The sequence below is a fragment of the Arthrobacter sp. P1_C12_2 genome (assembly GCF_056406415.1).
The window spans coordinates 234,891-249,521 of sequence record NZ_JBFUAF010000003.1 but is presented as its reverse complement, the minus strand read 5'-3'; the positions used below and the strand labels follow the sequence as shown (position 1 = coordinate 249,521).

General features: G+C 68.1%; 13 protein-coding genes. 1 reads left to right on the top strand and 12 read right to left on the bottom strand.

From position 1 onward, the window contains the following. Positions 1–137 precede the first annotated feature (137 nt). Both AC1DZQ_RS05740 and AC1DZQ_RS05735 read right to left on the bottom strand, forming a co-directional pair. Positions 138–377, bottom strand: a complete 240-nt coding sequence (locus AC1DZQ_RS05740; protein ID WP_476962596.1) for a hypothetical protein — start codon at positions 375–377, stop codon at positions 138–140. Positions 378–427: 50 nt separating this feature from the next. Next, entirely contained in the window at positions 428–1,861 is a 1,434-nt protein-coding gene (locus AC1DZQ_RS05735; protein WP_476962595.1) for a flotillin family protein, read from the bottom strand. A 339-nt stretch (positions 1,862–2,200) separates the two neighbouring features. Here AC1DZQ_RS05735 and AC1DZQ_RS05730 point away from each other — a divergent pair, with 339 nt between their 5' ends. Further along, positions 2,201–3,718, top strand: a complete 1,518-nt coding sequence (locus AC1DZQ_RS05730) for a phenylacetate--CoA ligase family protein (protein WP_476962594.1) — start codon at positions 2,201–2,203, stop codon at positions 3,716–3,718. Between the two features lie 23 nt (positions 3,719–3,741). Here AC1DZQ_RS05730 and AC1DZQ_RS05725 read toward each other — a convergent pair whose 3' ends face one another. The 10 genes from AC1DZQ_RS05725 to AC1DZQ_RS05680 form a co-directional block, all read right to left on the bottom strand. Further along, positions 3,742–4,647 carry an HNH endonuclease gene (locus AC1DZQ_RS05725; RefSeq protein WP_476962593.1) on the bottom strand — a complete coding sequence of 302 codons (906 nt, stop codon included), beginning with the start codon at positions 4,645–4,647 and terminating at the stop codon, positions 3,742–3,744. Positions 4,648–4,675: 28 nt separating this feature from the next. After that, a complete protein-coding gene (locus AC1DZQ_RS05720) occupies positions 4,676–5,881 on the bottom strand; it encodes a serine hydrolase domain-containing protein (protein ID WP_476962592.1) in 1,206 nt (401 codons plus the stop codon). Between the two features lie 198 nt (positions 5,882–6,079). After that, positions 6,080–6,409 (bottom strand): ferredoxin, encoded by a 330-nt coding sequence (gene fdxA / locus AC1DZQ_RS05715; protein ID WP_476962591.1) that lies wholly within the window; start codon positions 6,407–6,409, stop codon positions 6,080–6,082. Between the two features lie 6 nt (positions 6,410–6,415). Next, a complete protein-coding gene (locus tag AC1DZQ_RS05710) occupies positions 6,416–7,891 on the bottom strand; it encodes an aldehyde dehydrogenase family protein (RefSeq protein WP_476962590.1) in 1,476 nt (491 codons plus the stop codon). 56 nt (positions 7,892–7,947) lie between these two features. Further along, entirely contained in the window at positions 7,948–8,736 is a 789-nt protein-coding gene (locus AC1DZQ_RS05705; protein WP_476962589.1) for an SDR family oxidoreductase, read from the bottom strand. Continuing rightward, a complete protein-coding gene (locus AC1DZQ_RS05700; protein WP_476962588.1) occupies positions 8,736–9,668 on the bottom strand; it encodes a dihydrodipicolinate synthase family protein in 933 nt (310 codons plus the stop codon). Before AC1DZQ_RS05700 ends, AC1DZQ_RS05705 begins: the two co-directional genes overlap by 1 nt. Before the next feature lie 92 nt (positions 9,669–9,760). Further along, complete coding sequence (locus AC1DZQ_RS05695) at positions 9,761–10,591, bottom strand: enoyl-CoA hydratase-related protein (protein ID WP_476962587.1); 831 nt, start codon at positions 10,589–10,591, stop codon at positions 9,761–9,763. Continuing rightward, entirely contained in the window at positions 10,588–11,847 is a 1,260-nt protein-coding gene (locus AC1DZQ_RS05690; protein ID WP_476962586.1) for a CaiB/BaiF CoA transferase family protein, read from the bottom strand. The genes AC1DZQ_RS05695 and AC1DZQ_RS05690 overlap by 4 nt, the downstream gene beginning before the upstream one ends. Continuing rightward, the gene (locus AC1DZQ_RS05685) at positions 11,844–13,226 is read right to left on the bottom strand and encodes an FAD-dependent oxidoreductase (protein WP_476962585.1); all 1,383 of its coding nucleotides are present in this window, start codon (positions 13,224–13,226) and stop codon (positions 11,844–11,846) included. The genes AC1DZQ_RS05690 and AC1DZQ_RS05685 overlap by 4 nt, the downstream gene beginning before the upstream one ends. A gap of 225 nt (positions 13,227–13,451) precedes the next feature. Beyond that, on the bottom strand, positions 13,452–14,060 hold the full coding sequence (locus AC1DZQ_RS05680) for a helix-turn-helix domain-containing protein (protein ID WP_476962584.1): 609 nt from the start codon (positions 14,058–14,060) through the stop codon (positions 13,452–13,454). Positions 14,061–14,631 lie beyond the last annotated feature (571 nt).

Genomic DNA, 14,631 nt, shown 5'->3' with positions numbered 1-14,631 from the left:
GCGGAAGGACGGGTTAGAGCGGGTCGGGCCAGTTGCCGACCGGACCACGCAGACGCGAATTGCCTTCCATCCGAAAATACCTCCAGAGGCGACGGAACTTCAGGATACGCCCACCGCCTTCCAGCGTCCAGAGGCGCTCAGTCCGCCTTGAGGACGTCCGGAAGTTCGTCCACAAACACGGTCTGCGGCGGCTCAAAATAGATGACCAGGACCTTCTCGCCCACTGCGAAGACGCTGCTCTTGTCGAACGGGTGCGCATGGAACGCGCTGGTTCCGCCGCGGACAGGCAGCATGACCTCGCCGATGGTGCCCGGGCCGATCCGTCCGGTGACCCGGCCGATCTTTCCGGTCAGGCTCCGGTCAACATCCTTATGCATAAGAACCCCAGCGCATCAGGTCCTCCGGCTCTCCGCGCGCATGGCCGCCCCTACGCCTCAGGCCCCTTCGCGGGCCGCTTGCCATCCCGGCTGTCCTTGAGCGCGTTGGAGAGCGCCGGGAGGTAGTTGCCCACCTGTGCCATTATCCCGCCGATCATCTGGTTGACCCCTTCGCCGCCGTTGAGGACGGTCATCTGGCCGACGTGCGCAAACGGCTCGGCCGCCGCCGCCACGATCGCCGGCATGTTCTCGGCGAGCTGCTGGGAGATGACGGCGTCCTGGTTGGTTGCGAGCGCCTCGGCACGCGCCTTGATGCCCTCCGCCTCGGCCAGTGCCTTTGCCTTGATGGCGGAGGCGGCGGCATCGCCACGCGCCTTCGTGGCCGCGGCCTCGGCCTCGCCCGTGACCTTGGTGGCCCCGGCTGCCGCCGCTGCCGCCGTCGCGTTCGCCTGGGCCTGCAGCTCGGTTCGGCGCGCATTGGCCTGGGCCTCGAGCTCGGTGCGCCGGGCCAACGCCTCTGCGGCGCTGATGTCCGCGGATTTCTGGCCCTCGGCGTCGGTGCGCTTGGCATAGGCCCTCGCGTCGGCGGGCTTGCGGACGGTGGTCTGCAGCTTCTGTTCCTCCCGGTCGGCCTCGAGCTTGGCCACCTCGGTTTCCTGGACCACCACCTGCTGGCGCGCCGTCGCGTCGGCCAGCGGCCCGGCCTGGGCCGCGTTCGCCTTGGCGCGCTCGGCATTGGCCTGCGCCACGGACTGTCGGATCGCGGACACGCTTTGGGCGTCGGCAATCATGGCCGCGGCCTCCGCTTCCTTTTCCGCCGCCTCGCGGTTCCGGGTGGCCTCCGCGATGCGGGCCTCCATCTTGACCATGGCGATGTGCGGCTTGGCGATGTTCTGGATGTAGCCCGTGGGGTCCTGGAGGTCCTTGATCTGCAGGGAATCGACCACAAGCCCCAGCTTCTCCATTTCGACGCCGCTGGCGCTGCGGACCTGGGAGGCCAGCTTGTCGCGCTCGCGGATGATTTCCTCGACCGTCATGCTGCCGATGATCGAGCGCAGGTGGCCTTCGAAGACGTTGTACACCTGGCTTTCCATCTTGGGCTGCTGGCCCAGGAACCGCCGCGCGGCGTTGGCAATGAACGGCGGGGCGTCCCCGATCTTGTAGATGACCACGCCGTCGACAATCACCTGGATGCCCTGGGAAGTGACGCAGGAGACCTTGAGTTCGGTTTCGTTCAGCGTCAGGGACAGCGGCCGCACCGTCTGGAGGCCGGGCAGCACCAGGGCCCCCTTGCCCGTGACGATCTTGAAGTCCATCCCTTCACGGGTTTCCAGCGTGCCGCGCGTCAGACCGGAGATGATGAGGGCCTCGTTCGGTTCCGCCACCTTCCACATCAGTTTTGTTGCCACCCAAATGACGCCGACGACGGCGACCGCCCCCAGGATGATCGAAATGAGCGTGTACAAAAATGACAAGTCCGGCATAACCAGGTCCTTTCACGGCGGTGGAAAAGATATTAAGCAAAGCCCCAAACGATGCTGCTGRTAGTCCCCAGCCGGCCTGGAGGCAGGATTTCCCACGCCGCCCAGCCAGCTGTTGTACACAGTCTGTGGTGCTCCCGGCCGGGAAGTCCAGCAATTGGGCCATGTTGGGAGGCGAGCCGGTGCCTAAAGCCCCTGTTGGGAGGGTCAACCGCCGTGCCAGCGTGGAAGAGGGTGCGGGCGTTGACGAGCGGGCAGAGCCTGGGCGATGCTGGAACGCCGGATGCTAGGCGCGCCGGACCCGTGAAGGGGTGATGGGTGATGCGCGGCTCTCCCCTCGGGATGACACGGACTGCCGGAATCGCGTGGGACATCTGGCGGGCCGGGCGGGCCAGCCAGGATGCGATCGCCCGCCGGCAACGGGACCGGCTCGCCGCACTGGTCGAGTGCGCACGGTCCTCCTCGCCCTACTACCGCAGGCTGTACCGGGACGTCCCGGACATGGTCTCGGGCAGGGACTCGGACACCGTCAAGGATCCGGTCAAGGACGTGGCCACGGATCTGGCTAAGTATCTAGGGGAGCTGCCTCCGGTGGGCAAGCGCGAGCTCATGGAGAACTTCGATGACTGGGTGACCGACCCCCACATCACGCTCGCCGGGCTGAAGGAAGACCTGCTCGATGACCCCTCGCGGATCGGCGGCCTCTACCGCGGGCAGTACCTCGTGGTGACGACGTCGGGGTCCACCGGTGAACCCGCGGTCCTGCTCCACGACCTGACCTCGCAGCTGGTGGCCAATCTCCTGGGCCCGATCCGCGAACGGCGGACCCTGATGGCGGCTAAGGAGGCACGGGCTTTCCTGCACCGGGGGCTGCGGGCCGCGGCGCTGATCGCGGACGGGGACCACTTTGCCGGCGTCGTGCTGACCGAAGCCGCGCGCCGGCGCAGCCCCCGCATTGCCCGCCGGGTGCGCGTATTCTCCGTGCTCCGGCCGCTCCCGGACCTCGTGGCGGACCTCAACGACTTCCAGCCGACCGTGCTCTACGGATATCCGAGCGCCATGCTGCAACTGGCCGCCGAACAAAAGGCGGGAAGGCTACGGATCCATCCGCTCCTGGCGGTCGCGTCCGGGGAGTCCCTGGCAGCCCACGCCGGAGCGCAGATCGAGGCGGCCCTCGGCTGCCGGGTCACCGTGAGATATCTTGCCTCGGAGGCGCTCGCCTTGACCAGCCGCTGCCGGCAGGGGCTGTTGCACGTCAACGCGGACTGGAACATCGTGGAGCCGGTGGACGACGCTTTCCGGCCCGTCCCGCCCGGCGAACTCTCCCACACGGTGCTGGTCACCAACCTGGCCAACCGGGTCCAGCCGCTCATCCGTTACAACCTGGGCGATCGGGTGCAGCTGGCTGCCGGCCCGTGCGCCTGCGGCAGCCCGTTTCCCGTGCTGCGGGTCGAGGGCCGCAGCGGCGACGTGCTGAGCTTCGCCGCCGCCGACGGGACGGCGTCGGCCGGGACAGCGTTGAACGGGGCAGCGTTGGACGGGGCAGCGCTGGACAGGTCAGCGCTGGACGGCAAAGTGGTGACTGTGCTGCCGTTGGCGCTGGGCACGGTGATCGAGGAGACCGCCGGCGTCCGCCGGTTCCAGGCGATCCGCACCGGGCCGGGCTCGCTCACCGTGCGGCTTGAGCTTTGGCCGGAGGCCGGGACGGCGGCAGGGACGGCGGCCGTGCGGGCGGCGGTGGGAGAGCGCCTGGGGGCGTTCTTCGCGGCCCAGGGCGCCGCCGGCGTCGACGTCCGGTTCAGCGATGAGCCTCCCCGGCCGGACCGCAGCGGCAAGTTCCGCGAGGTGTGGTCCGCCTGAGGCGGATGAAGCTGTTAACCCTGCTAGTGCTGATCCAGGATCCGCCGGGCGTCCTGCTGGGCCTGGAGCTGGTCCGGGGTCAGGGACTGTCCGGTCAGGAACCCGGCGGCGGCCATGATCCGGCGCAGTTCCGCGACGCTGCGCGGGGTCCGCACCCCGTGGTGTGCCATGGCGTGGCAGTTGGCGCAGAGCGGGACGAGGTCGGTGACGGGGTCCAGTTCATAACTGCTGCCCAGCTGTGACACCGGGACCAGGTGGTGGACCGGAATGAAGTCCTTGCCGATCTCGCCGTAGGCGATTTCAAACGAGAATCCGCACGCGGCGCAGCTGGTCCCGTGGTGGGCGACGCAGACCCGCCGGGCGTCCGGACTGTGTTCATACCGGTTCACTTCGACCCGGGTGACCGCCGCCTCCGGGACGGTGCCGGGCACGGGCTGGGTGGGGTCCGCTGGCAGCGGGCCGAAATCACCCCAGACTCCGCGGAGCAGGGGCTCGACGGCGGGGTCGACGGCCAGCGCGGGGCCGTGAAGCGCTTCCCAATCGATGCCTGGCACGGCCTCGGCGAGGACCCCGGGCGGGATCTGGTCCCCGGCGGGCAGGAGGGCGTCGAAGTCCACCTGGATGTACAGCGCGGACCAGTCCTGTGCGTTGGCCTGAGCGGCGCTCGCGGAGTCCGGTGCCTGGAAACGGGGCCCCGGCTGCTCAGAGACGATGACGCCGTGGCCGATCAGGCCGCGCCCGTGGCGGCCCTGGAGCACGAGCCACGCGTCTGCGCCGGCGCCGGCAGAACTGCCGGGCCCGCTGCCGAGATCAGTCCCGACCTCCCAGCTGGCCAGATACCGGCCGGTTTCGGCGACCTCTTCCAGCACCGCCGGGTAGGTCCAATCGTTCCATTCGTCGGGGTCCCAGACGAGGATGATTGCTGTCATCTGCCCATTGTCACAGAGACGGCCGCCGTTAGCCCGAACCGGCGGCGGCAGCCTGGACCGGCCCTGTCGGCCCCGTCTGGCAGGTGGCGTTGAGGGTGTCCTCGGCGATGGATTCCATCTGGTGCAGGATGTGGGTGTCCGAGGGCCGGAGCGGTTCCGGCGGGTAGGCCACGGCCATGGTGAGCTGCCGGGTTCCGTCCGCGCTGGTCATGGCGATGGTGCCGTAGCCGGGCACGTCGCCGGGATGGCCGTAGTAGAAGTCATTGGTGCAGAGATCGTTCCAGCGGACCACCCCGAGTCCGTACCTGGCGTAGAGCGGGCTCTCCATTTGCGTGATCGTGTCCGGCTTGAGGAGCCTGTTCTGCAGCAATGCGCGGTAGAACGTATTCACATCCGCCACGGAGGACACCATGCCGCCAGCGGCGTTGTCGATCTGGGCGGCCGGATAAGTGACGTCGAGTTGTTGGCGGTTCAGCGCGATGTAGCCGTGGACCATGGACGACGGCGCCGGCCCGGCCGCCGTCATCGACGTTTCACTCAGGCCCAGCGGCTCGATGATGTCGGTGCTGATCACCTCGCCGATCCGCCGGCCACTGAGGCGCTCGACGATCAGCGCCAGGGCAATGTAGTTCGAGTTGGAGTACTCAAATCCCTGGGCCAGCTTCGCCTGCCAGGAGATCCGCCCCGCCATGGCCAGCAGGTCCGCCAGGCTCACCTTGGTGGTGAGGGCTTCGCGCACCGTGGCCGGATCGAACAACGGCCCGTCCACGGACGGCATGCCGGAGCGGTGCTGCAGCAGTTGGCGGACGGTGACGGGTCCCGGCGGGTGCATCACCTTGTTGAACTCCGGCAGGTAGGTGCTGACCGGCGCGTCCAGCTCCAGCTGGCCTTCCTCGACCAGTTTGAGCACGCAGACGGCCACCATGGACTTGGTGATGCCGCCGACGTGCACCGGGTCCGTGGTCTCGGCCCGGGTAGGGCTGTTCAGGTTTCGGACCCCGTAGGCCGCGGACCACTCGTCCCCGCCCACGCGGACCTGGACGAGTACGGCCGGAGCGCCGTCGTCGAGCAGTCTCCTGCTGAACTGTTCGAGCACTGTCCGGTAGCCGGAATCGGGTGGCACCGGCTGCACCGGCGGTTCCGGTCCGGGGCTGCATCCGCCGAGGGCGGCCGTGAGCACGACGGCGAGGATTGCGGCCGTGAGCCGGCGGGATGATGCGCGAATCCAGACCATCGGCATGAGGGTCCTTCTTGCAGGTCGGGTGTGCAGTCAGGGCAGGAGGATGCCCTGGCCGGGCACAGTCCTAATCCTTGTGATGCTCCTCAGGCGGGGTGCCGCCGTCAAGGGCCAAAGGGGTGTGGTCAGACGAAAACGGCCACCAAGCAGTTTTGCTTGGCGGCCGTTTTTCGGCAAGCCGGCGACAGTGCGGAGTCAGCCCGTGGCGCCGGCGCCTAGAGGCGCACGCGCCACCACAGGGTGGTCGCGGTGCAGGTTTCCGAGGGCTGAGGCGCCTTGCGGCGACCCCAGCTCCTCGAAGAACTCCACGTTGGCGCGCACGTAGTCGGCCCACTCGTCCGGGACATCGTCCGAGTAGTAGATCGCCTCCACCGGGCAGACGGGATCGCAGGCGCCGCAGTCCACGCATTCGGACGGGTGGATGTAGAGCGAGCGGTCACCCTCATAGATGCAGTCCACCGGGCATTCGTCGATGCAGGCCTTGTCCTTAACATCCACACAGGGCTGGGCGATCACGTACGTCATGGCAGGCTACACACCCGTGTAGACGGTCTTGCCCCACGTGAAGAAGTCCAGCGCGGACTTCCCCTGCTCGCGGAACGTGTTGGTGGAGGAGTCCTTGACGCCGCCGAACGGCACGTTCAGGTCCAGGCCCGCCGTCGGACGGTTGACCTTGATGACCCCGGCCTGGGCGCGGGCGGCGAAGTCCGTGGAGAACGCCAGGGAATCGGTGCAGATGCCGGCGGTGAGGCCGTAGCGGGAATCGTTGATCGCGGCGAGCCCCGCCTCATAGTCGGGGACTTCGAGGACGGCCACTACCGGTCCGAAGATCTCTTCGGTCACGGCGGCGTCGTCGAACGGCAGATCCGTGAGGATGGCGGCCGGGAAGAGGAAACCGGCGTCCGTGCCGCCGTCGTACTCACCGTGCAGCAGCGTGGCGCCGCGTTCGACGGCGGTGCGCACCGCAGCCTGGTTCTGTTCGAACTGCTGGCTGCTCACCACGGCGCCCATCTTTGCGGCCTCGAGGCCGTCTCCGGCGGTGTACTGCGCGGCTTCCTCGGTGAGGGCCTCAAGGAAGGCAGCGCGGATGCCGGGCGTGACGTAGACGCGGGACGTGGCGGTGCAGGCCTGGCCGGTGAGGCCGAACGCGCCGGCCGCCACCACCTGGGCGGCCTTGCGGGGATCGGCGTCGTCCAGGACCAGCACACCGTTCTTGCCGCCCATTTCCAGCTGGACCCGGGCGCGGCGGGCGTTGAGGATCTCCTGCAGCCCGAGCCCCACGTTGGTGGAGCCGGTGAAGGACAGCCCGGCGATGCGGGGATCGCGGGCCAGGGCGTCGCCCACCACGCGGCCCTTGCCGTGGACCACGTTGAAGACGCCGGCGGGCAGCCCGGCGTCCTGCAGGGCGCGGGCCAGATGCGTGGCGGAGAGCGGGGTGAGCTCGGCCGGCTTGATGACCACTGCGTTGCCGCTGATCAGTGCCGGGGCGGCCTTCCACGCCGGGATGGCGATGGGGAAGTTCCACGGCGTGATGAGCCCGACGACGCCGAGCGCCTCGCGGCGGGTGGTGATGGTGGTGTCCGGCAGGCCGCTGGGCAGCACCTCGCCTGTGGCGGCCCAGCCGAGGGACCCGAAGAAGCGCAGCACGTCGGACGCGCGCTTGACCTCGCCCTTGGCCTCGGCGAGAGTTTTGCCCTCTTCACGGACGAGGTCCTCGGCGATGGCGGTCTGGCGCTCCAGGAGCAGGTTGCCGGCGGCCATCAGGATGGCCCCGCGGGACGGGGCGGGCAGGGCTGCCCAGCCCGGCTGCGCGGCGGTGGCGGCGGTGATGGCGGCGTCGACGTCGGCCGCGGTGCCGCTGGGGGAGAGGGCGGCGAGCTCGCCCGGGCGGGCCGGGTTCATCCGCTCGGTGTCCGCCCCGCCGAGCCATTCACCGTTGATAAGGTGCCGGGCGGTGATGAGGTCCAGGTCTGTAGCAGTTGAGGTAGCTGTGTCGGTGGAAGTCATGGTGTTCCTTCGGGAGAGTCGGAGCAGGGTGTGTGCTGACTGTTCATAGCCCGCGGTTAGAGCCCGCGGATCAGGCCGCCGTCGCAGCGCAGTGCCACGCCGGTGATGTAGGAGGCGGGGGCGCTGCAGAGGAAGGCCGCGGCGGCGCCGAATTCCTCGGGTTCGCCGTAGCGGCGGGCGGGGATGGTCTTGCGCGATTCGAGCTGGATTTCCTCGGGGGTGGTGCCGCGCCGTTTTGCGGCGGCCTGGTCGAGTTCCGCGACCCGGTCCGTGGCGATGCGTCCGGGGAGGAGCATGTTGACCGTGACGGCGTCCAGTGCCACCTCGGCGGCGAGGGTCTTGAGGTAGCCGGCCAGCGCGGCGCGGCCGGTGTTGGACACGGCCAGGTTGGGCAGTGGTGCCACGACGCCGCTCGAACCGACGGCCAGGATCCGGCCCCAGCGCCGTTCCCGCATGCCGGGCAGGATGTGCGAGACCAGGGCGTGGTGCGGTTTGACGAGTTGTTCGAACGCCGCGGCAATGTCGTCCGCGCCGAGCGTGGCGGCGGCGCCGGGCTTCGGTCCGGGCCCGTTGAGGACCAGGATGTCGATGGGTCCCAGTTCCGCCACTGTCTGTTCGACGGCGGCGGCCACGCCTTCGGCGGTGCTGAGGTCCGCTTCGATGGCGACGGCGCCCGGTCCGTAGGAGTCGGTCAGTTCGGCAACGATCTCCTTGGCGCGGACTTCGCGCCGGCCGGTGATGGCCACCCGGACGCCTTCGGCAGCGAGGGCCCGTGCGATGGCGAGGCCCAGGCCGCCGGTCGAGGCGGCCACGAAGGCGGTCTTTCCGCTGATTCCGAGATCCATTAGTTCCTCCCCGCCGTGGTGAGGACGGCGGCCGGGTTCGGCCCAAGGGCCTCGGCGGCCTCGGCCAGGTGCGTGCGCAGCCCGGTCCGGAGAACCTCCGGGAATGCGGCGGCCGGGGCCCGGACTCCGGCGTCGGCAATGAGTCCGCGCTGGTGCAGGCATTCCTTGCGGATCGCCAGCGCGATTTTCGCCTGCTGCTCGAAGTTGATCAACGGCAGGTAGGGCAGCAGGGCATCGCGGGCGGCCTCGTAGCCGTCCTTTTGCCAGGCCCGCACGCAGGCGATGAGCGCTTCCGGGTAGGAGAAACCGGTCATCGCCCCTGCGGCGCCGGCCATGAGCTCGTCCAGCAGCCCCTGGCCGCCGAGGCCGCCGAAGACAGAGACGTCGAGGGCTGCGGTGAGGTGTCCGATCGCCACGGAGGTGGGAGGAGCCTCGGCCTTGACCGCGGTGACGAAGCCGCAGGCCTGCACGACGGAAATCAGTGCCTCGGTGCTGATGTGGACGCCGCTGGCCAGCGGGTAGTCCTGCAGCACCACGTTGGCGCCGGTGGAGTGGTGAATGGCGTTCAGGTGCGCGATGACCACGCCGGGGTTGGCGGAGTTGGCCTGCACCATGACGGCAGCCAGCCGGTCCCCGGTGGCCGCCTGGATGGAACGGATTTCATCGACGGCCGTGCCGGTGAAGAGGGAAGTCACCCCCACCACGAGGGGCAGGCGCGTTTCCTCCAGGACCACTTCCAGGACCAGGTTGCGCTCGGCTGCCGTCAAGGCCGCGGCCTCGCCGAACACGCCCAGGACCGTGAGTCCCGTGGCGCCGATCGACTCGTAGTAGCTCACGAGTCCGGCCAGGCTGTCCGTGTCGACATCCAGGGCGCTGCCCTGGAACGGTGTGGCGACGACGCCCCACACGCCGGGTGTCAGTGACTCCCGCATTGGTTTCTCCTTCTAAGCTCTTGTTGTTCTTCGGGCGGCTGAATCTTCGGTCGCCTGAGTCGCAGGCGGTGGAACGGCTAGCGGCTGTATTTCTAATGTCCCGGCCAGACCGGCGGGCGCTTCTCCTGGAAGGCGCGGACGCCCTCGGCGGAGTCCTCGCTGTCCAGCGCCGCCATGAGGGCCGGGAGCCGGAGGCCGCGGGCCTCGGTGGCGGTCAGGTGCGCGGTCTGCGTGATCATCTGCTTGACCGCCCGGACAGAGGTGGGGGCGCAGGCGAGGATCTGGTCCACCCAGCGCTGTACCGCGGCGTCGAGCTCGTCCGCGGGGACCACCTCGTTGACCAGGCCCATGGACTGCATCTCTGCGGCCTCGGCCTTCCGCCCGGTCAGGAGCATGCCCATCGCCTGGGTGTACGGGATCCGGCGCACCAGCTGGTGGATGCCGCCGTCGAGCGCCAGGCGCCCGACGCGCGGTTCCGTCAGCCCGAAGCGGGCCGTGTCCGCGGCGATCACGATGTCCGCGCCAAGCACGATCTCCATGCCGCCGCCGAGCGCGTAACCGTTGACCCGGGCGATTACCGGGATGTCCAGCGTGGTGCGCAGGCTGAGCCCGCCGAACCCGTTCGGGTCCAGGCCGGCCCAGTATTCGAGGCCGGTCTTGTCCACGGCGGAGGCGGACATGTCCGCGCCGACGCAGAAGGCGCGGGTCCCGGCGCCCGTGATGACCACGGCCCGGACGTCGGGATCGGCTTCGAGCTGGTCCCAGATGTCGTTGAGCCGGGCCTGGGCGCCGCCGTCGACGGCGTTGAGTACGTGCTGGCGGTCGATGACGACGGTGGCGACGTGGTTCTCGATGGTCAGGGTGACCTGGTCAACTGTGGTGGGAGCTGAGGCCGTCTTCTCAGCTGCTGAAACGGCGGTCACCGCAGGACCCCCAGCTGCTGCAGGCGCTCGATGGTCTCGGAGTCGAAGCCGTTCTCCAGCAGCACCTCAACGTTGTGTTCGCCGAGCCGCGGCGCCACCCGGCGGATGGTGGGCGGGGTGGCGGAGAGCCGGATGGGTGCGTTGAGCATCTTCACGGTGCCGACGCCGGGGTGTTCTGCCTCGACGATCATGTTGTTGGCGTGTGTCTGCGCGTCGGCCAGGGTCTGCTCCAGGGTGTGGACCGGGGCGTTGAGCAACCCCTGGTCTTCCAGCCTGGTGGTCCAGTATTCGGTGGTGTTGGTGGCGATGCGCTCGCGGAAGATCGCCTGCAGCGCCGGCTTGTGCTTGAACTGCTGCTCAAGGTTCGCGAACTCGGGCCGCAGCGTGAGGTCCTCGTCCAAGCCCAGCGCCTCCGAAATGCGCAGCAGCGGGTCCGGGGTGAAGCCGCCCACCATGCAGACGGCGCCGTCGGTGGTTTCAAAGACGCCGCTGAGCGGCATGGCGCCCCAGTTGACCTCGTAGCCGCGGTTGAGCTGCATGCAGGCCTCCTGCATCTGCAGGTGCAGCATGGAGTCGTACATGGTCACCTCCACCTTTTGCCCGACGCCGGCGGACTCGCGGGTGCGCAGGGCCAGCAGGATGCCCTGCATGAGGTGCATGCCGGTGATGTAGTCACACAGCGTGGTGGGGTAGATGGCCGGCTTCGTGTCGTCCGACTCGCGGCGCCACATGACGCCGGAGTAGGCCTGCGCGATCGCGTCCTGGCCGCCCTTGTGCGAGTAGGGGCCGACGGGGCCGAAGCCCGTACCGGAGGCCCAGATGATGCCCGGGTTCTGCTCCTTGAGGTCCTCGTAGCCGAAGCCCATCCGCTCCATCACGCCGGAGCGGAAGTTGCTGACCACCACGTCCGCGTCGGCCAGCAGCCGGCGGAGCACGGCTTTGCCGTCGTCGGTGCGGGTGTCCACGGAGATGCTGCGCTTGTTCCGGTTGATGGACAGGAAGATCGGGTTGTCCTGGCCGTCCTTGTCCGGGAACGAGTTCCGGGAGATGTCCCCGGCGCCCGGGCGTTCGACCTTGATGATGTCCGCGCCGTAGTCGCCGAGCAGCTGGGTGCAGGACGGGCCCATGAACACCTGGGTGAAGTCCACGATCTTGATGCCGTCGAGCGGGAGCGGGGTGCCGGCCGTTTCAGTGGCGGCCGCCGGGGCCGCCGTCGTGCCTTCTGCGTTGAAGAGTTCGTCGATGACGGTGCTCATGCCCCCACCACCGCGTCCACGTCAAGGGTGGCGTTCGACGACGGGGCGTCGCCCGGGTCCGCGCCGTGCCGGCGCATGCCCTGCTGGATGTCCAGGGCCGAGACGTCGCGGACGAGCGTGCCGTTCTCGATCGCCAGCGCGGCGGCGACGCCGACTGCCTGGCCCATGGCCATGCAGGGCGGGATCTCGCGGGACATCTTCTGGGCCTCGGGGGTGGCGGAGTAGTGCCGGCCGGCGACGAGCAGCTGGTCCACTTCCTTGGGCAGCAGCGAGCGGAAGGGGTAGTAGTAGTCGCGGCCGCGGGCCACGGTGTCGGCGAAGTGGCGGCGGGAGGTGACGTCGTCCTTGGTCATGACGTACTCGCCTTCCAGCAGGCGGGTCTGGCGCACGCCCATCTGGGACGCGACGTCGAGCATGTAGCAGTTCTCGAAGCCGGGAAGGTTGGCGCGGACGTAGTCCACGGCCTCGGTGATGCGGTCGCGGGCGGCGAACTCGGCGGCCGTCATGTCCGCCGGGTCGACGCCGTCGAAGCCGGTCATGTGCGGTGCGTTGCACCAGACGACGCCGTCGATGGGGGTCTTGAGCCACCACAGTTCCCAGGCACCGCCGAGGAGGCGCTTGATCTTGCGGTTGATGGCGCGGGCTTCCTTCGGGTTGGCCTGTTCGAAGGCCTCCGCGGCGTTGGTGTCGACGTTGCCCAGGCGGAAGACGAGCGTGGTGAGGTAGCTGTCCTTGACGTAGCTGGCGCCGGCACGGGAGGCGACGTCGATGTCGCCGGTGGTGTCGATGACGACGTCGGCCATGAAGGCCTGCGGGCCGGACTTGGTCTCGCAGATGACGCCCTTCATGACGCCGTTGTCCACGATGGGGCGGGAGAACCAGGAGTGCAGGCGCAGGTTGACGCCGGCCTCACGGACGATGTCGTTGGAGACGCGCTTCCAGCCGTCCGGGTCGAAGGCGGCGGCGTAGCAGACCGGCTTGGGGGTGGTGTGGGAGTGGAAGTCGAAGGTGCCGTAGCGGCCCCACTTGTTCCACAGTTCTTCGGAGGTCTTGCGGTCATCGGCCGGCGGGACGATCGCCAGGCCCAGCTTCTGCAGGCGCTCGACGTACTCGGAGACGATGCCGGTGACGGTGATTTCCTGGCCGTTGATCATGTCATCGAGCACCAGGACCATGCCGCCGGAGGCGAGGCCGCCCAGGGAGGAGTAGCGTTCCAGCAGCGTGACAGAGGCGCCCGAGCGGGCCGCGGTGACGGCGGCGGCCACACCTGCGGGGCCACCACCGACCACGAGGACGTCGGAGCGGGAGATGACGGGGGCGGTGAGGTCCGCCGTGGTGGTGCTGAGTTCCAGCGACGACATGGCTGTGGACGGGTTCATGGGGGATCCTTACTTTCCGGCAGGGGTGCCGTTGGAACGGTGGCCGGTGACGTAGAAGACGGTGCCCGGGAGGATTACGCGGCGGCGCTGACCGCGAATTCCACCCGGCAGAGGGTATGACGCAGCGCGGCCCGTTGCGGACCGTGATGCAGGGTGTGGAAAATGTTCCGGCGGACACCGTGGGTGTCGGAACCGGAGATGGCGACGGCGGCTAGGGCCGGCCGATCACCACGCGTGAGGTGCGTTAACCCAGATCGCTACGCAGACCTCTTCGTAGCTGTTCTTGTACCAGTGGGGCGTGTCCGAGGAGAAGGTGATCGAATCGCCTTCTTCCAGGGTGTAGCACTCGCCGTCCAGGAAGACGTCCTTCCGGCCGGAGATAACGATGCCGAACTCCTCGCCGCTGTGCCGGAAAGGAGTGGCGCTGGTGTCGTGGCCTGGCGGACTCACGATCCATTGGGCCTCCAGCGCACCGTTGAGGTCCGGGGTGAGCAGTTCATAGACCGCCTCGCCCACAGACTTCTTGGTGACACCCTTGAGGTTTCGCCGCTCGGCCTTGCGGACCACGGGGGACCTGGTTTCCTCCTGTCCGAGGAAGAACTTCCCCACGGGGATGTCCAGGCCGTGCGCCAGCTGCGCCAAGGTGGTGAAAGACGGATTGGCCAGGCCGCGTTCGATCTGGCTTACGATCGCCGGGCTGAGGCCAGTGACTTCCGAGAGCTTCGCAAGGGTCATTCCTTTGTCCTTGCGCATGTTGCGGACCTTGTTGCCTACGGTGGCAAGGAGGACGCTCGTGCCGGCTGGGGAATGTCCCGTGACGATTTCGTTGGCCATGCTCCGACTCTCTCTTGGTGAGCTAACACACATAACTATAGTGAAAACTTTTAGCGAATCAAGGTTTTAGTAAATATTTTTACGGAATCCGCCCGGATTTGCGCCTGACGTGCGGCTTTGCTGGCCGGCCTGCCGTGGCGGGACGGGACTTTCTCGAAAACCGTTGACTCTGTGAAGATCTTCAATATAGTTGTGTGAGCTGCAGCACTTGGGGAAGAAAGCTTTGAACAGGTTTGGGCGCACGGCCTTCTGGCGGAAGGCGCATCCGACCCGCGTTCACGTTCGTTTCCCAGGTAATGCTGCCGTGATATCTGCCAAGCCATCCGCAGAACACGATTTTGGCCGGTTAACGAAGGGCATGTTCCGTGTTGCCGAGCTGGATGGCCCGTTTGCATTCAAGCGCTACGAAGAGGCATGCGTAGCTATCTGGGCTAACTCGCCTCCCATGTGGTGAGCCGGTTCCGCCCCCGCGGACCAAGCCAAACGATAGTTTCGATTACCGGCGACCCCAACAGGGGTGCCCTCCGGTAATCCGTACCTCACGCACCCCGAAAGTGCTGGGGAAGGGAAA

What these genes read in the sequence shown, in the direction of transcription:
- AC1DZQ_RS05740 (WP_476962596.1), bottom strand. Translation starts at nt 377, where the DNA reads ATGCATAAGGATGTTGACCGGAGCCTGACCGGAAAGATCGGCCGGGTC.
- AC1DZQ_RS05735 (WP_476962595.1), bottom strand. Translation starts at nt 1,861, where the DNA reads ATGCCGGACTTGTCATTTTTGTACACGCTCATTTCGATCATCCTGGGG.
- AC1DZQ_RS05730 (WP_476962594.1), top strand. Translation starts at nt 2,201, where the DNA reads ATGACACGGACTGCCGGAATCGCGTGGGACATCTGGCGGGCCGGGCGG.
- AC1DZQ_RS05725 (WP_476962593.1), bottom strand. Translation starts at nt 4,647, where the DNA reads ATGACAGCAATCATCCTCGTCTGGGACCCCGACGAATGGAACGATTGG.
- AC1DZQ_RS05720 (WP_476962592.1), bottom strand. Translation starts at nt 5,881, where the DNA reads ATGGTCTGGATTCGCGCATCATCCCGCCGGCTCACGGCCGCAATCCTC.
- fdxA (WP_476962591.1), bottom strand. Translation starts at nt 6,409, where the DNA reads ATGACGTACGTGATCGCCCAGCCCTGTGTGGATGTTAAGGACAAGGCC.
- AC1DZQ_RS05710 (WP_476962590.1), bottom strand. Translation starts at nt 7,891, where the DNA reads ATGACTTCCACCGACACAGCTACCTCAACTGCTACAGACCTGGACCTC.
- AC1DZQ_RS05705 (WP_476962589.1), bottom strand. Translation starts at nt 8,736, where the DNA reads ATGGATCTCGGAATCAGCGGAAAGACCGCCTTCGTGGCCGCCTCGACC.
- AC1DZQ_RS05700 (WP_476962588.1), bottom strand. Translation starts at nt 9,668, where the DNA reads ATGCGGGAGTCACTGACACCCGGCGTGTGGGGCGTCGTCGCCACACCG.
- AC1DZQ_RS05690 (WP_476962586.1), bottom strand. Translation starts at nt 11,847, where the DNA reads ATGAGCACCGTCATCGACGAACTCTTCAACGCAGAAGGCACGACGGCG.
- AC1DZQ_RS05685 (WP_476962585.1), bottom strand. Translation starts at nt 13,226, where the DNA reads ATGAACCCGTCCACAGCCATGTCGTCGCTGGAACTCAGCACCACCACG.
- AC1DZQ_RS05680 (WP_476962584.1), bottom strand. Translation starts at nt 14,060, where the DNA reads ATGGCCAACGAAATCGTCACGGGACATTCCCCAGCCGGCACGAGCGTC.